Origin of the sequence: Amycolatopsis orientalis, from assembly GCF_000943515.2 — a bacterium.
Taxonomy (GTDB): domain Bacteria; phylum Actinomycetota; class Actinomycetes; order Mycobacteriales; family Pseudonocardiaceae; genus Amycolatopsis; species Amycolatopsis orientalis.
In genome coordinates this window covers 737,155-757,914 of record NZ_CP016174.1, presented here as the reverse complement: position 1 = coordinate 757,914, position 20,760 = coordinate 737,155, and the positions used below count along the sequence as shown (strand labels likewise).

Sequence of the window (20,760 nt, the reverse complement as noted above, 5' to 3'; positions counted from 1 at the left end):
GCCGGCGTAGGGAGTGAACGTCGTTGACGACGCTTGAGAATGCCCGGAACATCACGCCGACCGTGACCACCGGGCCGATCACCGGTTCCCGCAAGGTCTACCACCAGACGGAATCCGGTCTCCGGGTCCCCGCCAGGCGGATCGACCTTTCGAACGGCGAGCATTTCGATGTTTACGACACCTCCGGTCCGTACACCGACACGGAAGCGGAGATCGACGTCCACAGTGGACTGCACCGGCTGCGGGCTGGCTGGTCCGACGGACGCGAGCACAACACCCAGCTCGGCTGGGCGAAACAGGGCGTCATCACCCGCGAGATGGAGTACATCGCGGCCCGCGAGCGCTGCTCGCCGGAATTCGTGCGGGACGAGGTCGCCCGCGGCCGCGCGGTGATCCCGGCCAACCGCAGGCACCCGGAGAGCGAGCCGATGATCATCGGCAAGAACTTCCTGGTGAAGATCAACGCCAACATGGGGAACTCGGCCGTCTGGTCCTCTGTGGAGGAAGAGGTCGACAAGATGGTGTGGGCCACCCGCTGGGGCGCCGACACGATCATGGACCTCTCCACCGGCAAGCGGATCCACGAGACCCGCGAGTGGATCATCCGCAACTCGCCGGTCCCGGTCGGCACCGTGCCGATCTACCAGGCGCTGGAAAAGGTCGATGGCGAACCGGAAAAGCTGTCGTGGGAGGTCTACCGCGACACCATCATCGAGCAGTGCGAGCAGGGTGTCGACTACGTCACCGTGCACGCGGGTGTCCTGCTGCGCTACATCCCGCTGACCGCGCGCCGGGTCACCGGCATCGTCTCGCGCGGCGGCTCGATCATGGCGGCGTGGTGTCTCGCGCACCACAAGGAATCCTTCCTGTACACCAATTTCGCCGAACTGTGCGAGATCCTGCGCGAATACGACGTCACCTTCTCCCTCGGTGACGGCCTGCGCCCCGGCTCGATCGCCGACGCGAACGACCGCGCGCAGTTCGCCGAACTGGAGACGCTGGGCGAGCTCACGCACATCGCCCGCGAGCACGACGTCCAGGTGATGATCGAGGGCCCCGGCCACGTGCCGATGCACAAGATCAAGGAGAACGTCGAACTCGAGGAGAAGCTGACCGGCGAGGCGCCGTTCTACACCCTCGGCCCGCTCACCACCGACATCGCGCCGGGGTACGACCACATCACCTCGGCCATCGGCGCGGCGCAGATCGGCTGGTACGGCACGGCGATGCTCTGCTATGTCACGCCGAAGGAACACCTCGGCCTGCCGAACCGTGACGACGTCAAGACCGGCGTCATCACCTACAAGATCGCCGCGCACGCCGCCGACCTGGCCAAGGGGCACCAGTACGCCCAGGAGTGGGACGACGAACTTTCCAAGGCCCGTTTCGAATTCCGCTGGAACGACCAGTTCAACCTGTCGCTGGACCCGGACACCGCGCGCTCGTTCCACGACGAGACCCTGCCCGCGGAACCGGCGAAGACGGCGCACTTCTGCTCGATGTGCGGGCCGAAGTTCTGCTCGATGCGCATCACCCAGGACGTCCGCAAGTACGCCGAGGAACACGGACTGTCCACTGTGGAGGCGATCGAAGCCGGTATGTCGGAGAAGTCGGCCGAGTTCGCCGAGCAGGGCAACAAGGTCTACCTGCCGGTGGTCAATCAGTGACGTCCACTCCCCGGACCGCCCTCACCATCGCCGGATCGGATTCCGGTGGTGGTGCGGGCATCCAGGCCGATCTGCGCACGTTCTTCGCCAACGGTGTGCACGGACTGGTCGCGCTCACCGCGGTCACCGTGCAGAACTCGCTGGGCGTACAGGGCTTCAGCGAGGTCCCGGTCGACGTCGTCACCGGCCAGATCAAGGCCGTCGCCACGGACATGGGCGTCGACGCGGCGAAGACCGGGATGCTCGCGACAGCCGAGATCATCAACGCCGTCGCGAAGACGCTCGACGAAGTCCACATCGGACGGAACACCGCGACGCCGTTCGTCGTCGACCCGGTCGCCGCGTCGATGACCGGTCACGCGCTGCTGCGCGAGGAGGCGCTGGAGGCGATCCGCACCGAGCTTTTCCCGCGTGCCACGCTGATCACGCCGAACCTCGACGAGGTACGGCTGCTGACCGGGGTGCGCGTGACCGGGCCGTCGACCCAGCGGGAGGCGGCGGAAGCGTTGCTGGAGTTCGGTTCCGAGTGGGTGCTGGTCAAGGGCGGGCATCTCGACGAGGCTCAGGACTGCGTGGACCTCCTGTCCGACGGCGAATCCTGGGTCGAGCTGAGCGGGCCGCGGTTCGATACCCGCAACACGCACGGCGGCGGGGACACGATGGCCTCGGCGATCACGGCTTCGCTGGCGAAGAGGGCCGATGTGCCGGCCGCCGTCGCCGAGGGGAAGCGGTTCATCGAGCGGTGCGTGGCGGAGTCGTACCCGCTGGGCGCCGGGGTGGGCCCGGTCTCGCCCTTCTGGCGGCTCGCCGACGCCTGACGCGCGCTAGGAAAGGACCTTTCCTCGCAAATTTTGCAAGGAAAGGTCCTTTCATGGCATTGGTTACCGCGCGCTGAGGCGAGGAGCGTCCACCGCCCAGTACCAGTTGTTCCCAGCTGCATAGAGACGCCAGGTCAGCTTCACCGAACGGGCCCCCGCGGGCACCTTGACCGAAGCCGACGTCGGCACCGAAAGCACGTCGCCGCCCTTGTTCGCCGTACCGGATTCCGGCCCGTAGGCCAGCACACTCTGTTCGGGACCACCGTCGAACGACGCCGTCAGCGCGCCCCGCTGCGTCCCGTCCTGCCGGTAGTGCGAGACGAACGAGACGTCCACAGTAGACTTTCCGCCGACCTCCAAAGCCGGTGAGACCAGGGAAGAGTCGAAGGTGCCGCGCGAAGCAGGCGACCCCTTGTCGTCCCACTCGTCCGCATCCGCGACCGCGAACACGCCACGCGCCCGCGCGTTCGCCTCGCGCTGCTGGCCTGGTGCGGTACGGGTCCAGAAGTCGTCGGTGGTGAACGACCAGCCCTGCCACTCCGTCACCCCGGCGGGCATCCCGGAAGCGTTGCGCACGCTCCAGCCGCCCGGCGCGTCATGCGTCCAGCCGAGGACATCGGCCGGGACACCGGTCTCGTCCTGCCGGGGCTTCAAGACCGCCGCGTCGAAGACGTCCGAGGGCGCGGCGCCGAGCGCGTAGCCGTCGTAGACCGCCGGAGCCGCCACGCCGAGGTGCCGCAGCACCGTCGGCGCGATGTCGACGATCTTCGGCGCCACGGCGGGGGTTCCGGCCGGGACCGTGCCGCCGGCGGCGATCACGAACGTCATCCGTTCCTCGGGGCTGTCACCGCCATGGCCGCCCGACGCCGTGTGGCCGTGATCGGTGGAGATCATGATCAGCCAGTCCTCGTTCGCGCGGTCCGCGCGAGCGTCGACGGCGGCGAGTAGCCTGCCGATCAGGGCGTCGTCGGTGCGGAGAGTCGCTTCGTACTGCGAGGAATCCGCGCCGTGCTCGTGGCCGGCGATGTCCGTCTGTCCGAAGTAGACGAACGAGGCGTCGGCCTTGTCCTGCCGGAGGTGCTTCTCCGCGTCGACGGCGACCTGCTCATCGGTCTTCTCGTAGCCGGCGCTTTCGCCGTTCTGGACGAATTTGCGATCCTGGCCTGTCCGCAGGATCTTGTCGCCGATCGGCGTCCAGTCGACGGCGGCGTAGGTGTCGAGCGCCGGGTTCGCGGTTTCGGCGCGCGCCAGCCAGCTCGGATGCGAGGCGAGGTCGTTGCCGGTGAAGGAGTTGTCCTTCACCTTGTGCTTGTCCGGCCAGACGCCGGTGAGGATCGTGGACCAGCCTGGACCGCTGACCGTCGGCGCCATGCCGCTGCCGTACAAGGAGCTGCGCGAGGCATAGCCGCGTTTCGCCAGCGCGTGGACGTTCGGGGTGTCGGCGGCCATCAGTTTGTCGAACCGGGCGCCGTCCAGGCCGATGACCAGCACTTTCGGCGTCTTGGTCACCGCGGTGGCGACGCCGGTGGTCAGCCCGGCGACGGCCACCAGGGCCGACAGGAGGGAAAGCGTTCTGCGCACGAAGCCTCCAGATAACTTGTTCGAACCAATTGCTCGTCAAGTTAGTGCCCCGACCTGACTTCCCGATGAAGTCCATGTGCCGTCGCGGCGGACTTCAGCCGACACCACTGCAGGACTGTGGCACCGTGGTGGACTGCGGCCGAACCCCTGTTGAACCAAAACGACCAGTCGGGAAAATGACCCCATGACCGAAAACCCGAGTCCGTCGAGCCCACCGTCGGCGCTGACCATCGCAGGCTCCGACTCCGGTGGCGCCGCCGGTCTGCAGGCCGACCTGCGCACCTTCCTCACCTGCGGTGTGCACGGCCTGGTCGCGGTCACCGCGGTGACCGTCCAGAACACCCTGGGCGTCCACGACCGCACGGACATCCCGCCGCATATCGTCGCCGGGCAGATCGAGGCCGTCGCGGCCGACATGGGCGTCAACGCGGCCAAGACCGGGATGCTCGCCTCGGCCGAGATCATCCACGCCGTCGCCGCCGCGTGCGACAAGGCCGAGATCGGCCGCGACCGGAAGGTGCCGTTCGTGGTCGACCCGGTCGCGGCGTCGATGCACGGCCATCCGCTGTTCGACGACGCCGGTCTGGTGGCGCTGCGGGACGAACTCCTGCCGCGCGCGACCGTCCTCACCCCGAACCTCGACGAGGTCCGCCTGCTGACCGGGATGACCGTGACCACCCGCGAGCAGATGCACCAGGCGGCCGTCGTCCTGCACCGGCTCGGCCCGCAGTACGTGCTCGTGAAGAGCGGCCACCTGGTCGCCGACCCGGAATGCGTCGACGTCCTCTTCGACGGCTCCACGTTCGTCGAACTGCCCGGCGAGCGGTTCGCCACCCAGCACACGCACGGCGCCGGGGACACCATGGCCTCGGCGCTGACCGCCGGTCTCGCGAAGGGGATGTCCGTCGTGGAGGCAGCCCGCTACGGCAAGTGGTTCGTCTCACACGCGGTCGAAAACGCCTACCCCATGGGCGCGAAGGTCGGTCCGGTTTCGGCGTTCTGGCGGCTTGCGCCGGAGCACTGAGCGCACGGCCGGTTACGATCTGCGCCGTGACGGGACGTGAAACGGTGGCCAAGGTCGTCGAAGACCGCCGCTTCCAGAACTTCATCATCGCGGTGATCGTCTTCAACGCCGTCACCCTCGGCCTGGAGACCTCGCCCAGGATGGTGGCCGAGCACGGGCGGCTCCTGCATACGGTCGACTACGTCGCGCTCGGGATCTTCGTCCTCGAACTGAGCGCGAAGTTCTACGCCTACCGCGGGAAGTTCTTCCGCGACCCGTGGAACGTCTTCGACCTGCTCGTCGTCGGCATCGCGGTGGTCCCCACGACCGGCCCGTTCGCGGTGCTGCGGGCGTTGCGGGTCCTGCGGGTGCTGCGGCTGATCTCGGTCGTGCCGTCGATGCGGAAGGTCGTCACCGGCCTGCTCGCGTCGATCCCCGGCATGGCTTCGATCGCCGCGCTGCTCGCACTGATCATCTTCGTCGCGGGCGTGATGGCGACGAAGCTGTTCGGCGCGATCTCGCCGGAGAACTTCGGCGACCTCGGCACGTCGCTGTTCACGCTGTTCCAGGTGATGACCGGCGAGGCTTGGCCGGACATCGCCAAGGAGATCATGAAGGAAGCACCCATGGCCTGGGTGTTCTTCGTGGTCTACATCCTCGTGTCCAGCTTCGCGGTGCTGAACCTCTTCATCGCCGTCGTGGTCAGCGGGATGGAAGACGAGCTTCGCCAGGACATCCGTGAGGAGGAGGCGAAGCAGGCCGAGACCCAGGCTCTGGCGAACAAGGAGATCCTCGACGAGCTTCGGGCTCTTCGCTCCGAAGTCGCCGAGCTACGCCAGAACGCCTAGCGGTCTTCGTCCGCGATGAGCGCTTCAAGTGCCGGAAGAGCCGCCGCCAGCGCCGCCTGATGTTCCGGGGTCAGCCGCTCCAGGCGTTTGCCCAGTTCGTTCACGCGCGTCGAACGGACGCCGGAAACCAGCCTCTCGCCCTCTTCGGTGGCTTCCGCGAGCCAGGCCCGCCTGTCGATCGGGTCCGACTCACGGCTGACGTAGCCCGCTTCGACCAGCGAAGCGACGATCCTCGACATGGTGGCCGCGGCGACGCCTTCCTTCGCCGCGAGATCCCCCAGGCGGAGCTGGCCGTAGTTCACCAGCGTGGCGAGCGCCGAGATCGCGCCGTGGCCGGGTCCGGGCACGCCCGCCTGGCGCAGTGACCGGGACAACCGGCCCACCGCCAGGAACAACCTGCCCGAAACGTCCTGGACCGCTGACGTGGTCACCACTGGCTCCTCTGGGTACACGGCGGCGAGTGCGCCTCCGGAAAGTGCCGTCAACCATACGGGCTTCCCGCGCCTGCTCGCCGTCAAGGCCGTGAACCGTACAAAAGGGTTATCGAGGTGGGCTCGAGGCGTGCGCCCAGAACCGCCGCGGGATCCGGCCCGCACCGGCGGCCAGCCGCCCGGCGGTGACGGCGGCGCGCATCGCCGAAGCCATCCGTTCCGGATCCGCGGCCCTGGTCACGGCGGTGGAGAGCAGGACGGCGTCGCAGCCGAGTTCCATCGCCAGTGTCGCGTCGGACGCCGTGCCGATCCCGGCGTCGAGGATCACCGGCACTCCCGCGCGCGACACGATCAACTCGATGTTGTGCGGGTTCCGGATGCCGAGGCCGGTGCCGATCGGGGCGCCGAGCGGCATCACGGCCGCGCAGCCCGCCTCCTCCAGCCGCAGCGCCAGCACCGGGTCGTCGTTGGTGTAGGCGAGCACGGTGAAGCCGTCGGCCACGAGCCGCTCGGCCGCTTCGAGGGTCTCGAACGGGTCCGGCAGCAGCGTGCGATCGTCGGCGTGGACCTCCAGCTTGATGAGGTCGGTGTCGAGCGCCTCGCGCGCCAGCTGGGCGGTGAGGACGGCTTCGGCGGCCGTCCGGCAGCCGGCGGTGTTGGGCAGCAGCCGGATGCCGAGCCGCCGGAGCAGTTCGAGCACACCGGAGCCGCCTTCGGCGTCGGCCTTGCGCATCGCCACGGTGGTCAGTTCCGTACCGGACGCCACCAGCGCGCGTTCCACCACGGCGAGGTTCGCCGCGCCGCCCGTGCCGATGATCAGCCGCGACGAGAGTTTGTGCTCGCCGATGACGAGGTGGTCTCCGTCCATGTCAGCCTCCTTGCACAGCGGTGAGGATGTCGACGCTGGCGCCCTTGCGCACCACCGCTTCCGGCCATTCGCCGCGCCGGACGACCACGCCGTCCACGGCGACGGCGACCCCCTGGGTCGCGGTCCCCAGCGCCTCGAGCACACCCTCGACGGTGGTCCCGTCGGGGAACTCGCGCCATTGGCCGTTGACCTGGATCTCCATCACACCCGCTCCTCGCTTCGCCGCGACGGCGTGGCCGCCGCGACCTCGTCCGGCAACGGCCGTCCGTCCAGCCAGGCGACCGCGGCGTCCGCGGTGACCGGGGCCATCAGGAGGCCGTTGCGATGGTGCCCCGTCGCGGCGAAGACGCCTTCGCCCAGCTCACCGATGAAAGGCATCGTGTCGACACTCGCCGCGCGGAGCCCGGCGGCGGTCTCGACGAGTTCGTACTCGGCGATGCCCGGGAAGACGCGCTCCGCGCCTTCGAGCAGCTCACGGACTCCGCGGGCGGTGACGGTCTCGTCGAAACCGGCCTCGTACTGGGTCGCGCCGAGCACGAGGCCACCGTCGTCCCGCGGGACGAGATAGATCGGGCGGCCCTCGACCATCGCGCGGACGGTCCTGGCCGGGGGCGGCAGGCAGCCCCGGCGCGGTCGCAGGCGGAGGATCTCGCCCTTCAGCGGGCGGACGGCGTCGGCCAGCGCGGGATGGAGGCGGCCGGTCCAGGCGCCGGCGGCTAGGACGACGTCGCCTTCGAGGGTTTCGAGATCCGTGACCGTGTCTCGGCGGAACTCGACACCGTGCCTGCCGCAGGCGTGTTTGAGCGCGTGCAGCAGCTTTCGGTTGTCCACGGCCAGATCGCCGGGCACCAGCAGTCCACTTCGGACGGACGCGGCGAGTCCCGGCTCGGCCCGGCGGGCTTCGCGACCGGTCAGCTGCTCGACCTCGCGGCCGAGTTCGGTGAGGTACGCGGCGAGCATTTCGAGATTGCCCGCGTCGGCGCTGTCCAGCGCGACGACCAGCGTGCCGTGCGGCGAAAGACCCGGATCGATGCCCTCTCCGGCCAGGTCACGGGCGAAATCCGGCCACCGCCGCAGCGACGCCTCGCCGAGGGTGAGGACGTCCTCTTCGCCGGGCCAAGCCTCGGTGACGGGGGCCAGCATGCCGCCCGCGAGCCACGACGCGCCGCGCCCCGGATCGGGGTCGTGCACGGTGACGCGGTGACCGCGCGCGGCGGCGCGCCAAGCGACCGACAGGCCGATGACCCCGCCGCCGACAACCGAAAGTTCTGCCATGTGAATCACGCTCCCTGCGCCGGCATGACCCGGATCAGGTTCCACGGTCGGAGCGGTTTCGGCTCCCTCTCAGCCCGTCCTCGGGCTCCCGTGCGGACCACCCCACCGTAGCGCGCGGGTACCGTCGCCGCCATGCCCACCCTGTCGCAGATCCGCGCCCGTCTCGCGGATGCCCGCCTGTATCTCTGCACCGACGCCCGGTCCGGCCGGGGCGATCTGGCCGAATTCGCCGACGCGGCGCTGGCCGGTGGCGTCGACATCATCCAGCTGAGGGACAAGACCGGTGGCGTCCCGATCGAGGCGAAACAGGAGATCGCGGCGCTGGAGGTGCTCGCGGAAGCGTGCGAGAAGCACGGCAAGCTGCTCGCGGTGAACGACCGCGCGGACGTCGCGCTCGCCGTCGGCGCGCACGTGCTGCACCTCGGCCAGGACGACATCCCGGTGTCGCTGGCGCGCCGTGTGCTCGGCGACGAGGTCGTGATCGGCCGGTCCACCCATTCGGCCGACCAGGCCAAGGCCGCGGCCGAGGAGCCCGGCGTGGACTACTTCTGCACCGGCCCGTGCTGGCCGACGCCGACGAAGCCGGGCCGGGCCGCTCCCGGGCTGGAACTGGTGCGCGAGACGGCGGGCTTCGGGACGTCACGGCCGTGGTTCGCGATCGGCGGGATCGACGCCGAACGCCTGCCCGAGGTGCTGGACGCGGGGGCTTCGCGCATCGTCGTCGTCCGGGCGATCACCGAGGCCGAAGACCCCGAAGCGGCCGCTCGCATCCTGCGCTCCGCCCTCCCCTGACCCCCGCGCGTCGCGTTTAGCGGGCTAAACGCGACGCGGGCGGCGCGGGCCTAGCGCGTTTAGCGGGCTAAACGCGACGCGTCAGGGGGCCGGGACGCGCGAGGCGGGGGCCGAAGGCGGCGCGGCGGACGTCGGCGGCGCCTGAGTGGTCGACGGCGTCGTCGGGGGCGGCGTCGACGGAGTGGTCGACGGCGGCGTCGAGGGCGTCGCCGGGGTGCTCGGCGTGGTCGTCGGAGGCGTCTCGGGCTGGTTGTCCCGGGTCTCCGAAGGCGACGTCGACGGCGGAGCGTCGTGCTTCTCCCGCGGCTGTTCCTGGGCCTGGCCGCCGCCGATGATCTTCCCTATGGTCGTCCCGGTGCCGCCGCCGAAGCTCTTCCCCGTCGCGCCCTCGAAACCGGTGATCGCGACGAGCGCCACGGCGAAGGCCGCGACGCTGACCCCGGCGATCACCGCCCAGCGCGGCTTGAACTTCCGCCCGGACGGCTCTTCCTCGCCCTCGGACGGCGTCAGCCGGACGGTCTCCTGTTCTCCGGGGTCGAGCGCCCGGCGCCGTCCCGGCACGGTCAGCACCATCCGCGCCTTCAGCGCGGCGTCGCGCGTCCGCTGCAGTGAACGCAGGTACAACTCGCCGCCGAGCGTCGTGATGACACTCGCCAGCCCCGCGCCCGCCACCGTTCCCGCGACGCCGAGTGTGGAGCCCAGCAGGGCGGCGGTGATCGCGGCCATCGCGGCCGCCAGCACCTGGACGATCCGCCCCTGCTTTTCGGTCTTTTCGGTGTCTTTCTCGGAAGTCTCCTTGGTCATGATCCCGTTCTGCAGCTAGTCGATCCTCACCAGGTCCTAACGAATAAGGCGCATGGGATGCTCCCTTCGTTGTCCGCACGTGAGGAGCGCCACGCCGTCTGTCCAAAAAGGACTATCTACAGTTCACAATTCCTTGACATAATCAGGCAATGGAACTGGTCTCAATCGAGGAAATCCGCGACGCGGCGAGCCGGATCAAGGGCGTCGCGGTGCGCACACCGTTGCTGGCGCAGCCGTGGGCGCCGTTGTGGCTCAAACCGGAAAGCCTGCAGGAGATCGGCGCTTTCAAGGTTCGCGGCGCGTACAATGCCATCGCCGCGCTGAACGAAGATCAGCGCGCACGCGGCGTCGTCGCCTTCTCCAGTGGCAACCACGCGCAAGCGGTCGCCTACTCGGCGAAGCGGTTCGGGATCCACGCGGTGATCCTCATTCCGAACGTCGCGCCCCGCGCCAAGATCGAAGCCACCAAGGCGCTCGGCGCCGAAGTCATCGAGGTCCCGATCGACGCGCAGGAGTACTCCGCGCTCGCCGTCGCCGAAGAACGGGGACTCACCATGATCCCGCCGTTCGACCACCGCGACGTCATCGCCGGGCAGGGCACCGTCGGCCTGGAGATCGCCGAGGACCTGCCGGACGCCGACGTCGTACTCGTCCCGCTCAGCGGCGGCGGGCTGGCCTCGGGCGTCGGCACGGCGATCAAGGCGCTGCTGCCCGGAGCGAAGGTCATCGGCGTCGAGCCGGAACTCGCCGCCGACACCGCCGAGGGCCTGCGGGCGGGCAGGCGGATCGAATGGCCGATGGACCTGCGGGCGAGGACCATCGCCGACGGCCTGCGCGCCCAGCCGTCGGATCTGACCTTCGCCCACCTCCAGGCGGTGCTCGACGACGTCATCACCGTTTCGGAGGAGGAGATCCGGCAGACCGTCCGGACGCTGGCGCACCGCGCCCGCCTGGTCGCCGAGCCGAGCGGCGCCACCGCGACCGCCGCTTACCTCTTCCACCGCGACGCGCTGCCGGAGGGCAAGACCGTTTCGGTCGTCTCGGGCGGCAACCTGGACCCGGCGACGCTGGCCGAGATCCTCTCGTGAGTGGTAATGACGGTTCTAACCGTCATTACCACTCACGAGCCCACGGTTAAGGTGCGTGGCCGGCGGGGCGGACGTGCGTCGGCGGCGAGTCGACACCGCAGTGAAGGCACTCGCCGGGATGCGGGGACTCGTCGTCGGCCGCTTCCTCCGAAGGCGCCCCGAGGACGCCGTTGTGGATGCCGAGCGCGATCAGCCCGCCCCCGATCGCCAGCGCCGCGCACACCAGCAACGCCGTCCGCCAGCCCGCGGTCAACGCCACCGGATCGGTGTAGGCGGCGCCGGACAGCCCGGCGACGGCGGGGAGCACGGCGATCGCGAGCAGTCCGCCGGACCGCGCGATGGCGTTGTTGACCCCCGAGGCCACGCCCGCGTACCGGTCCGGCGCGGCGGCCAGCACCGTCGCGGTCACCGGCGCGACGACCGTCGCCAGCCCCGCGCCGAACACGACGACGGCGGGCAGGACCGAGCCCAGATACGTCGACCCCGGTCCGACACGCATCAGCAGGAGCATGCCGACACCGACCAGGATCGGGCCGATCACCAGTTGCGCACGCGGCCCGATCCGCTGCGCCAGCGCGCCCGACCGGCCGGAGAACAGCAGCATGATGACGGTGATCGGCAGGCCGGCGAGCCCGGCCGCGGTCGGTGAATAGCCCAGTGACACCTGCAGCTGCATGACCATCAACATCATCACGCCGCCGAGGGCCGCGTAGACGACGAAGGTCAGGGCGTTGGCGAGGCTGAACGTCCGGTCGCGGAACAGCTTCGGCGGGACCAGCGGGTCGGCCGACCGGTGCTGGATCACCAGGAACGCCGTCAGCCCCGCGACGCCGAGCACGATGGCGACCAGGACGACGACGTCGCCGAGGCCGCGTCCGGGTGCTTCGACCAGCGCGCCGGTCAGCCCGGCCAGTCCGATCGCGCCGACGGCGGCCGCGGTGAAGTCCGGATGCCCGGTCGCCTCCTCGTCGCGGGACTCGGGGACGTAGCGCCGGGCGAGCAGGACGCAGACGGCGGCCAGCGGCAGGTTGATCAGGAACGCCAGCCGCCACGACCAGACCTGCACGAGCACGCCGCCCAGCAGCGGGCCGACGGCCGCCGCGATCCCGCCGAGCCCGGACCACGCGCCGATGGCACGAGCACGGTCGTCGTGGGCGAAGGAGGCTTGGAGGATCGCGAGTGAGCCGGGCGTGAGCAAAGCTCCCCCGATCCCCTGGAGGATCCGCGTCGCGACGAGCGTCTCGGTCGTCGTCGCGGCGGCGCACAGTCCGGACGCGATCCCGAACCAGACGACGCCGACGATGAACATCCGGCGGCGCCCGTAGCGGTCGCCGAGCGAACCGGCGACGAGGATCAGCGCGGCGAGCGCGAGCAGATAACCGTCGAGGATCCACTGAAGACCCGCGACCGACGCCTTGAGTTCTTCGCCGATCCGCGGCAACGCGACGTTGATGATCGTCCCGTCGAGCATCGCCATACCCGAGCCCACGATGGTCGTGGCGAGTACGCCGCGCGCCACCGGCGTCCCCCACCGAATCCCCGCAGCCGTGTCAGTCATAGGACGACTGAATCACGCCCCCCACCCACAAGCCACCAGAACCCCAATTTACCTGACCCGTCAGAGAATTCACGTCTAACCAGATACCCACGACGTGACCGAGGCCGGTGACCGGCGGACCGACTCCCCGGAGGCGCGCCAGCGCCGGCGGGGAGTCCGCACAGGCGCGCCCTCTTTCGGCCGAAGGCCACGGAAACATTTTGTAGGGCGCCCTACAAGATCACCGCGAGTTCACTTCGGTCCAGCGCCCTGCGAAATGTTTCCGTCAGCGCGCCTCAGGGAAGCAGCGTAGTGACGAACTTGTAACGATCACCGCGGTAGATCGCCCGCGCGAACTCGACCGGTTTTCCGTCGGTGGCGAAGGAATGCCTCGAAAGGAGCAACATCGGCATGCCGACGTCGGCGCCGAGCATCTCCGCCTCGTGCGGTCCGGCAAGCGCTGTCTCGATCGTTTCCTCGGCCCTTTCCAGCTCCACGCCGTAGTGCTCCCTCAGCACGGCGTACAGCGAGCCACCTGCGGAAACGTGTTTGCGCAAACCGCGGAAACGGCCGAGCGGGAGATGTGTGGTCTCCAGTGCCATCGGCTGCGAATCCGCCAGCCGGAGACGGCGAAGGCGAAGGATCTTCGCGCCGACGCGGATTCCGAGCAGTTTCGCCAGATCGGCTTCGACCGGCAGTTCGTCGATCTCCAGCAGCTTCGACGACGGCTTGAGGCCCTGCTTTTGCATGTCCTCGGTGTAGGACGACAACTGCAGGCGCTGTGCGAGTTTCGGCTCGGCCGCGAAGGTGCCCTTGCCCTGTACGCGGTGGAGCCTGCCCTCGGCGGTCAGGTCGGCGAGTGCCTGCCGGACCGTGGTGCGGGAAACGGTGAACTCCCCCGCCAGTGCCCGTTCCGTCGGAATCGGCGAGCCCGGCGGCAACGCGTCGAGCAGATCGAGCAGGTGCTGTTTCAGCGCCCAGTACTTGGGTTCGCGCTGCCCGCGCATCCCTGCCGTAGTGCCCGCCTCACCCGCGGTGGTTGTCTCCAGCATGACCGACTCCCTAAGCCTTCCCACTCAAACGCGCACCTGCCCCGCTGAGAAACGTACCCTTCACCACAAACGTCCATTCGGGCTAGCATTGGTCTAGACCTACTCGGGGGACGAAACACGTCCCGGTCGAAGGGAACGAGATGACCGAACAGCGCCCCGGCGAGCACATGGCCGCGGAGATCTCCCAGCAACCCGCCATTCTGGCAGGAATCGTGGAGCGACAGGCCGAAATCGCCGAGGTGGCCGAAGCCATCTCCAAGCGCCCGCCCAGGTTCGCACTGCTCGCCGCGCGCGGCTCCAGTGACCACGCCGCCCTGTATGCGAAGTACCTGATCGAAGTACTCCTCGGTCTCCCCTGCGGTCTCGTCTCGCCCTCGACCGCGACTTTGTACGGCGCCCGTCCCGATCTGCGGGACGTTCTCTTCATCACAGTAAGCCAAAGCGGGGGATCCCCGGATCTCATCGAGGTCACCGAAACCGCGCGTCGCCAGGGAGCGCTCACCGTCTCGGTCACCAACACCCCGGAATCCCCCCTCCGCGCCGCCGCCGAACTCGGTGTCGACATCGGCGCGGGACTGGAAAAAGCGGTGGCCGCCACGAAGACGTACTCGGCCACCTTGCTTTCGCTTTACCTTCTGATCGACGCGGTCCGCGGCGGCAAGGGCGAGGACGCGGAGAAACTGGGCGAGCTCGCACAGCAGACCCTCGACGGCTCCGAAGAAGGCGTGCGGCGCGCGGTGGACCGCTACCGCTTCGTCGACCGGGTGCTCACCACCGGCCGCGGCTACTCCTACGCCACGGCGCTGGAAGGTTCCTTGAAGCTGGCGGAAACCAGCTACCTCGCGGCACGCGCGTACAGCGGCGCGGATCTGTTGCACGGCCCCGTCGCCGCGGTCGACGGCGAGACCGCGGTGCTCGCGGTGACGAGCCAGGGACACGGTGTGGGCGCGATGCAGGAGGTCCTCGAAGCCGTCGGCAAACGCGGCGCGGACGTGCTCGCGGTCGGGTCGGCTTCGGCCGACGTCCCCGCGGCGCTGCGGATCGGTGTCGCCCCTTCGGCCGAAGAGGTCGCCCCGATCCTGGAGATCCTGCCCATCCAGCGGATCGCGCTCGGTCTTTCGCTGGCCCGCGGCGGTGACCCCGACAGCCCCCGCGGGCTGCTGAAGGTGACCAAGACCCGGTGACGCATGCCATCGGAGTGGACGCCGGAGGCACGTCGACGCGAGCGATCGCCGTCGACGCCTCCGGCGCCGTCCTCGGTACCGGAGGGGCGGGCGGGGCGAATCCCAACTCCCATCCGCCGCGGGAGGCCGCGGCCCGGATCGCGCAGGCGATCACCGGCGCGCTCGGCGGACTGGACCCGGCCGCGACGGCGGCGTGTGTCGTCGGCATGGCCGGGGTCAGCAAGCTGAGCGATCCGTCGGTCGCGGAGATCTTCGCGGCCACTTGGCGGGAACTGGGGATCAGTCCAGTGCGGACGGTCCCCGACTCCGAGGTCGCCTACGCGTCGGCCACGTCCGCGCCGGACGGCTCGGTGCTCGTGGCGGGCACCGGATCGATCGCCGGGCGGATCCGCGGCAGGCGGATGGTCACCACCGTCGGCGGCTACGGCTGGTTGCTCGGTGACGAAGGTTCGGCGTTCTGGCTCGGCCGTGAAGCCGTTCGCTCCACATTGGATGCTCTGGGCCGGAGCGAGCGGCTCGGCCCGCTCGCGACCGCCGTTCTGACCGAGGCGCTCGGACCGTCCGCAGTGGACGCCGGGGATCCCGGAGCCAGGACGGCGGCGTGGCGCGCGCTCATCACGAGCGTCAACTCCGAGGCGCCCATCCGGCTCGCCAGGTTCGCCCCGTTCGTCAGCGAGGCCGACCGCGCGGGCGACGCGGCGGCGAGCCGGATCACCACCGAGGCGGCCCGGCTTCTGGTGACCAACGTCATGGCGGCGCGTGAACCCGGCGAGAACACGCCGGTCGTCCTCGTGGGGAGTGTGCTGTCCGCGGCGGGACCGGTGGGGGCGAAGGTCCGCGCCGGACTGACCGGGATCGAGGTGCTGACCAGCACCGACGGCGTACTGGGCGCCGCCTGGCTCGCCGCCGTCGACGCGTTCGGGGAAGGGGCCGCGCGGCCGGTCCGCCCGTGAAAAACACCAAAAGCGAGGCCTAAAAGACCAAAACATCGACTCCGGGCCCGTACTCCGGGTACCGTAGGACCCGGCCCCCGGACCCTCCCCCCTCGCCGGGGGCCGCCTTATGTCCTGGGCAGGCCGTCCGCCCCGGATCCGGAGGGGTTCTTGCCCGCCGCGTCCGCGTCGCCGCCGCTTTCCACGGCCTCGTCTTCCACGACCCGCAGACCGGGATGTTCCGGCGGCAGCGTGCGGTACAGCACCCAGCCGCTCACCGCGACCGTCACCGCGACCAACGGCCAGGACAGCACCGTCCGCGCGATGCCGAGCGCGACCACCTGCCCGCTCCACCACAACGAGCCGTACACGGTCACTCGCAGCGCGTACTGCAGGAAGACCCACACCCAGCTCGCCCGCGAATACGCGCGCAGCAGCGCGGGATCACGGCGCCAGCGGGTCTTCTGCCCGAGGACGAGCCCGACCACGACACCGAGCAGCGGCCACCGGATCACGATGCTGGCCGCCCACAGCAGCGCGCTGGCCACATTGGACAGCAGCTGGATGAGGAAGAAATCTTCGGCGCGGCCGGTGTGCAGGGCGATCAGCGCGGCGGCGATCACCGCGGCGAGACTCACCACCACCGCGCGCGCCTTGTCACCGCGCGCGACCCGGTAGGCACCGAGCAGGACGGCGACGCCGATGGCCGCCCCGGCGCCCCAGGCGATCGACTGGGCGGCGATCAGCCAGCCGACGACGAAGGCCGCCGGCGGGATGCTCGCGTCGAGGGCGCCACGCCGCCCGCCGAGGATCTGGGCCAGCGACTCGCGCGGGGGTCGTGAGGTCACCCTTACAGCCTGCCGGATCGCGGAGGCCGAACACCCAGGTGGGGAGATGTTCGCCACATCACCTGTCCGTTTTACGCCTGCTTGAGGTGAATCTCGGCAGCCCAGGAGTGTACATCCCAGTAATGGAGATGCATGGACGTCCGACAAAATAAGAGACTGTGTCAACGGGCTGAACCATGGGTTTCGGTCAGGTGGGATTGCAGGGGCGCTCTCAGCTGTTAGTTGTGGTGTACAAGTACCAACCGGGGGCACACGGACGGAAGGGGACCTAACGTGTACGGATTCGACAGCTACGTGGCGATCGGTGACAGCTTCACCGAGGGACTCAACGATGACCTGCCCGACGGCACCTTCCGGGGCTGGGCGGACAGGCTCGCGGAGATCCTGGCCGAAGGCAGGCCCGACTTCCAGTACGCGAACCTCGCCCTCCGCGGGAAGATGCTCGACGAGATCCTCGAAGAACAGCTCCCGATCGCCCTCGAGGTGAAACCCGACCTGGTCACCCTGTGCGCGGGCGGCAACGACATCATCGTGCCCGGCGCGGACGTGGACGCCGTCGCCGCGCGGCTGGAGGAGGGGGTCGCCAAGCTGCGCGAGGCCGGGATCCCGGTGCTCATGTTCAACGGGCCGGACACCAAGTACCTGTCCGTGATGCACGTCCTGCGCGGCAAGGTCGGCATCTACAACGCGCATCTGTGGGCGATCGCCGCCCGCCACGGCGCGAAGATGGTCGACATGTGGGCGATGGACCCGCTGCACGACCGTCGCGCCTGGAGCGACGACAGGCTGCACTTCACCCCCGAGGCCCACCGGCGGATCGCGCTGCGCGCGGCCGAGGTCCTCGGCGTCCCGGTCGCCGACGACTGGCGCGAGCCGTGGCCGGCGTCCGAGGAGCCGAGTACCTGGATCACCTCGCGCCGCTCCGACCTCGAATGGACGAAGGCGCATCTGCTGCCGTGGATCCGGCGTCAGCTCAAGGGCGAGTCGATGGGCGACGGCCTGTCCCCGAAGCGTCCCGCCCTCGCTCCGCTGCTCCCGCTGGAGCAGATCGACCCGGCGGCCGTCGCCCTCCCGGCCGATCCGCTGCTCGCGGCGCGGGAGATCCACCACCACGCGAGCTGAAGGGGCCTTTCCCCGCATCTCACGCAGTGAAGGGCGCTTTCCCCGCATCGCATGCGGGGAAAGCGCCCTTCAGCTCTCCTGGCGCTGAGCCCGATAGGGGCGATCGGCGTCACTCGGTTCGCTAACCGGCCGGACGCGGCTTACAGTCCCTTCATGCCCGGTACACGCTGGAGCCGCTTGCTGCCTACAGCGCTGCTGGTCACGCTCGCCTTGACGGCGATTTCCGTCTGGTCGGTCTCGGACGACATCGAGGCCGAGCTGACGGCGCGCGCGAAGGACGCCCTCGCCGACGTCGGTGTCTCCGGCGGCCAGGTGAGCTTCTCCGGTCGCGACGCGAACCTCAGCGGTTTCCCGCCGGACAAGGCCGCGCAGGCGATCGACGCCATCCAGCGGGTCGACGGCGTCCGCACGGTCGAGATCTCCGGCGACACCGCCCCGCCCGCCGGTCCGGTGACGACCAGCGGCGAGCCGTCGAGCCCGCCGCCCGCTCCGCCGAGCACGCCGCCCAGCCCGAGCCCGACGTCGGCCAAGCCGACCGACAAGGCCGGTTTCCAGGCCGAGATCGACCGTCTGCTGACGGCCACGCCGATCACCTTCGAACCCGACACCACCGAACTGACCGCGGACGGCGAACGCGGCGCGCTGGAGATCGCGAAGCTGCTCACGGACGCGCCCGCCGATCTGAGGTTCCGGATCACCGGGCAGGTGGCGACCGGTTCGGACAAGAAGCTGTCGCTGAACCGCGCGAAAACGGTGGAACGGCTGCTGGAGCGCAACGGGGTCAAACGCGACCAGGCGTACTCCACCCAACGCAAGACCTCCGACGGCGCGAGTGGCGAGGGCCGCCGCGTCGACATCACGGCCGAACAGAGGTGATGGCTGAATGTTCTGGCTCTTCGGGCAGATCTGGCTCTGGCTGCTCATCTCCTTCGCCCTCGGCTGCGGTGTCACCTGGCTGATGACGCGCGGCGACAGGCGTGAGCAAGTGGCCCAGGAGCCGGAGGTCCGCGAGCCGGAACGCGCCATCCCCGTCCACGCCGAACCCGAGCCCGAGCCCTTGCCGCTGGCGGCCGAGCAGACGCAGTTCCTCCCGCCCGCGCGGGTCCACGACGACGACGAGCCGTACGACCAGGAGCCGGAAGGTCACCGCGAGGGTCAGCTGACCCCGGAGCCGGTCAGGCCGGCGCGGGTCTACCACGCGGACGAGCCGGAACCGGCCGTCCGGAACGGCGACCACGGCCGCGAACCCGAGCCGGTCTGGCCGAGTGACGAGGACTGGCCACCCGGCGGCCGCGCGGCCGAGCACCGGCCGGGGCAGGGCGGCTGACACCCGCCTGGTAAATTCGGCTACGCACTGTGAGCGTGAAGCCGGGTAAGTTTCGTCGATCGGGAGCCCCGGCACACGAAGGAGGCTCCGATTTGGCGCTCCCCTATTGGACGCCGCACAACCTGCTGCCTCCGGGCCGCCATCCCGCCGATCTCGCCGACGTCTACGAGCGGCTGGTCTTCGACGCACCGCATCAGAACGACCGCGAAATCCTGTTCAGCGCGCTGAACAGCTACCTGGGTGTCGCCCGGCGGATCATGCCGACCGGCCGCGCGTGGATCGGCGGCGATCTGACCGCCAGGACCGCCCACGCGCCGCAGAGTCTCGACGTGGTGCTGATCCCGGACGAATGGGGCGCGCTCAAACGGCTCGACGGCGCGGGCCGCTCGGCGCTGTACGGCCTGCTGACGCTGCAGGGGGTCATCGTCGGCCAGCCCGCCATGTACCTCGACCAGGTCCAGCCCGTCGGCGGCATGCTCGACGGCTTCCTCTGCCGCCCCGGCGACGAGGAGATCTGGGAGGAAGTATGGGCAGCGGATGGCAGGGGAATTCCGGAAGTGATCTGGTGAGGAACGAATTCCGGCGTATCGCCGACGAGATCCCCGGCGGCACCTGGCTCGACGACCTCGCCCGCGCGTCGGCGATGGCCGCGTACGCGAAGTTCGAGCGGACGTCCCGTTCCCCGCTGCTCCGCGTGTCCGTGATCGGCGAGTCGCATCTCGACGCGTACACCTTCTCCGACATCAGCCGCGCGCTGCAGGACGCGACGGCGAAGATCGGGCACATCATCCGCAACCCGTCGGGCGAGGTGACCATCGTCCAGCCCGCGGACCGCGAGAAGGCGCCGCTGATCCAGCGCGGCCAGGCCGGCAACGCGATCTTCTTCGGCTTCCCCGAACCGGCGCTCGACGACGCGCTCATCCACGACGGGATCGAGTCGCTGTCCGAACGCGCGGTCAAGGAACTGTGCGACTTCCTGCCGGCCAACGGTTCCGACGACGGCGCGCTGGACGCGGTGCTGCTGCAGCGCGACACCGTCCGCAACGCGGTCAGCGACATCGTCAACGCGGTCAGCAAGCACGCCGGGATCGGCATGGCGCTGACCCCGACCGCGGGCGACGAACTGACCCGCAGCATGACCACCGAACAGGCCAGGATCCTCTCCGGGAGTCTGCGCGAGTCGCGGGAGGCCGTCGGCTACGAGACGGTCAGCGGCAGGCTGGACGGCGTCCGTACCCGGCGCCGGATCTTCTATCTCGAACGCGAATCGGGCGGCACGATCCAGGGCGCGGTCGCGCCGGATCTGCTCGACGAGATCAAGGAGAACCTGGACCGGCCGGTGACCGCGCGGCTGCGCGTCGTGCGCACCACGACCATCGACGGCCGCCGTGGCCGCCCGGTGCACGAACTGCTCGAGATCACCCCGGAAGTCAGTCTGTTCGATCAGTGATCGGGTTTCCGATATTCGGCGATGCCACAATTCTCGTCAGAAAATATCGATAACCGCATGATCATCGTTGAATGATGACTTTTTCCGGCAGGTAACAATTTCGGCCATTGCCCCGAACGATGGGTTAACGTCT

22 protein-coding genes and 1 riboswitch are annotated in these 20,760 nt (G+C 69.5%); of the genes, 13 read left to right on the top strand and 9 right to left on the bottom strand.

The annotated features are described in order from the left end of the window. Positions 1-23: 23 nt before the first annotated feature. Complete coding sequence (gene thiC, locus SD37_RS03690; protein ID WP_044853836.1) at positions 24-1,667, top strand: phosphomethylpyrimidine synthase ThiC; 1,644 nt, start codon at positions 24-26, stop codon at positions 1,665-1,667. After that, positions 1,664-2,485 carry a bifunctional hydroxymethylpyrimidine kinase/phosphomethylpyrimidine kinase gene (thiD, locus tag SD37_RS03685; RefSeq protein WP_044853835.1) on the top strand — a complete coding sequence of 274 codons (822 nt, stop codon included), beginning with the start codon at positions 1,664-1,666 and terminating at the stop codon, positions 2,483-2,485. Before thiC ends, thiD (SD37_RS03685) begins: the two co-directional genes overlap by 4 nt. A gap of 63 nt (positions 2,486-2,548) precedes the next feature. Here thiD (SD37_RS03685) and SD37_RS03680 read toward each other — a convergent pair whose 3' ends face one another. Then, entirely contained in the window at positions 2,549-4,066 is a 1,518-nt protein-coding gene (locus SD37_RS03680; protein WP_044853834.1) for an alkaline phosphatase family protein, read from the bottom strand. A 184-nt stretch (positions 4,067-4,250) separates the two neighbouring features. Here SD37_RS03680 and thiD (SD37_RS03675) point away from each other — a divergent pair, with 184 nt between their 5' ends. Further along, the gene (gene thiD, locus SD37_RS03675; RefSeq protein ID WP_044853833.1) at positions 4,251-5,090 is read left to right on the top strand and encodes a bifunctional hydroxymethylpyrimidine kinase/phosphomethylpyrimidine kinase; all 840 of its coding nucleotides are present in this window, start codon (positions 4,251-4,253) and stop codon (positions 5,088-5,090) included. Between the two features lie 26 nt (positions 5,091-5,116). Beyond that, positions 5,117-5,917: an ion transporter gene (locus SD37_RS03670; protein WP_044853832.1), complete on the top strand. Its 801-nt coding sequence runs from the start codon at positions 5,117-5,119 to the stop codon at positions 5,915-5,917. Here SD37_RS03670 and SD37_RS03665 read toward each other — a convergent pair. From SD37_RS03665 to thiO, 4 genes are all read right to left on the bottom strand, one after another. Continuing rightward, positions 5,914-6,348: a MarR family winged helix-turn-helix transcriptional regulator gene (locus SD37_RS03665; protein ID WP_037318110.1), complete on the bottom strand. Its 435-nt coding sequence runs from the start codon at positions 6,346-6,348 to the stop codon at positions 5,914-5,916. The two genes, SD37_RS03670 and SD37_RS03665, sit on opposite strands and share 4 nt — an antisense overlap. A gap of 109 nt (positions 6,349-6,457) precedes the next feature. Continuing rightward, a complete protein-coding gene (gene thiG / locus SD37_RS03660; protein WP_037318111.1) occupies positions 6,458-7,216 on the bottom strand; it encodes a thiazole synthase in 759 nt (252 codons plus the stop codon). Position 7,217: 1 nt separating this feature from the next. Beyond that, entirely contained in the window at positions 7,218-7,418 is a 201-nt protein-coding gene (gene thiS / locus SD37_RS03655) for a sulfur carrier protein ThiS (RefSeq protein ID WP_007033436.1), read from the bottom strand. Continuing rightward, on the bottom strand, positions 7,418-8,491 hold the full coding sequence (thiO, locus tag SD37_RS03650) for a glycine oxidase ThiO (RefSeq protein WP_044853831.1): 1,074 nt from the start codon (positions 8,489-8,491) through the stop codon (positions 7,418-7,420). Before thiO ends, thiS begins: the two co-directional genes overlap by 1 nt. Next, a riboswitch (TPP riboswitch) is annotated at positions 8,486-8,593 on the bottom strand. It overlaps the preceding gene by 6 nt. 30 nt (positions 8,594-8,623) lie before the next feature. Here thiO and thiE point away from each other — a divergent pair. Beyond that, complete coding sequence (gene thiE / locus SD37_RS03645; RefSeq protein WP_044853830.1) at positions 8,624-9,283, top strand: thiamine phosphate synthase; 660 nt, start codon at positions 8,624-8,626, stop codon at positions 9,281-9,283. Between the two features lie 81 nt (positions 9,284-9,364). On the opposite strand, the gene SD37_RS03640 is transcribed toward thiE, so the two are convergent. Continuing rightward, positions 9,365-10,087, bottom strand: coding sequence for a hypothetical protein (locus tag SD37_RS03640; RefSeq protein WP_044853829.1), 723 nt, complete (start codon positions 10,085-10,087; stop codon positions 9,365-9,367). 149 nt (positions 10,088-10,236) lie between these two features. Between SD37_RS03640 and SD37_RS03635 the strand changes: the two genes are divergently transcribed. Further along, positions 10,237-11,175 (top strand): threonine ammonia-lyase, encoded by a 939-nt coding sequence (locus tag SD37_RS03635; protein WP_044853828.1) that lies wholly within the window; start codon positions 10,237-10,239, stop codon positions 11,173-11,175. 46 nt (positions 11,176-11,221) lie between these two features. Here SD37_RS03635 and SD37_RS03630 read toward each other — a convergent pair whose 3' ends face one another. Together SD37_RS03630 and SD37_RS03625 are read right to left on the bottom strand one after the other, a co-directional pair. Beyond that, positions 11,222-12,733: an MFS transporter gene (locus tag SD37_RS03630; protein WP_044853827.1), complete on the bottom strand. Its 1,512-nt coding sequence runs from the start codon at positions 12,731-12,733 to the stop codon at positions 11,222-11,224. Positions 12,734-13,008: 275 nt separating this feature from the next. Next, positions 13,009-13,764, bottom strand: coding sequence for a GntR family transcriptional regulator (locus tag SD37_RS03625; RefSeq protein ID WP_044853826.1), 756 nt, complete (start codon positions 13,762-13,764; stop codon positions 13,009-13,011). Positions 13,765-13,904: 140 nt separating this feature from the next. Between SD37_RS03625 and SD37_RS03620 the strand changes: the two genes are divergently transcribed. Then, entirely contained in the window at positions 13,905-14,948 is a 1,044-nt protein-coding gene (locus SD37_RS03620; RefSeq protein ID WP_044853825.1) for an SIS domain-containing protein, read from the top strand. Then, positions 14,945-15,901 carry an N-acetylglucosamine kinase gene (locus SD37_RS03615; protein WP_044853824.1) on the top strand — a complete coding sequence of 319 codons (957 nt, stop codon included), beginning with the start codon at positions 14,945-14,947 and terminating at the stop codon, positions 15,899-15,901. The genes SD37_RS03620 and SD37_RS03615 overlap by 4 nt, the downstream gene beginning before the upstream one ends. Positions 15,902-16,008: 107 nt before the next feature. Here the strand turns inward: SD37_RS03615 and SD37_RS03610 are convergent, their stop codons facing one another. Further along, a complete protein-coding gene (locus SD37_RS03610; protein WP_083254868.1) occupies positions 16,009-16,728 on the bottom strand; it encodes a DUF3159 domain-containing protein in 720 nt (239 codons plus the stop codon). A gap of 273 nt (positions 16,729-17,001) precedes the next feature. Here SD37_RS03610 and SD37_RS03605 point away from each other — a divergent pair, with 273 nt between their 5' ends. The 5 genes from SD37_RS03605 to SD37_RS03585 all read left to right on the top strand — a co-directional run bounded on the left by SD37_RS03605 (position 17,002) and on the right by SD37_RS03585 (position 20,627). Beyond that, entirely contained in the window at positions 17,002-17,850 is an 849-nt protein-coding gene (locus SD37_RS03605; protein ID WP_044853823.1) for an SGNH/GDSL hydrolase family protein, read from the top strand. Positions 17,851-18,003: 153 nt separating this feature from the next. Then, positions 18,004-18,726 carry an OmpA family protein gene (locus tag SD37_RS03600; RefSeq protein ID WP_236725265.1) on the top strand — a complete coding sequence of 241 codons (723 nt, stop codon included), beginning with the start codon at positions 18,004-18,006 and terminating at the stop codon, positions 18,724-18,726. A gap of 7 nt (positions 18,727-18,733) precedes the next feature. Next, complete coding sequence (locus tag SD37_RS03595) at positions 18,734-19,177, top strand: hypothetical protein (protein WP_044853822.1); 444 nt, start codon at positions 18,734-18,736, stop codon at positions 19,175-19,177. 92 nt (positions 19,178-19,269) lie between these two features. Further along, positions 19,270-19,746 (top strand): DUF6932 family protein, encoded by a 477-nt coding sequence (locus SD37_RS03590; RefSeq protein WP_044853821.1) that lies wholly within the window; start codon positions 19,270-19,272, stop codon positions 19,744-19,746. Further along, complete coding sequence (locus SD37_RS03585; protein ID WP_037318132.1) at positions 19,743-20,627, top strand: hypothetical protein; 885 nt, start codon at positions 19,743-19,745, stop codon at positions 20,625-20,627. The genes SD37_RS03590 and SD37_RS03585 overlap by 4 nt, the downstream gene beginning before the upstream one ends. Positions 20,628-20,760 lie beyond the last annotated feature (133 nt).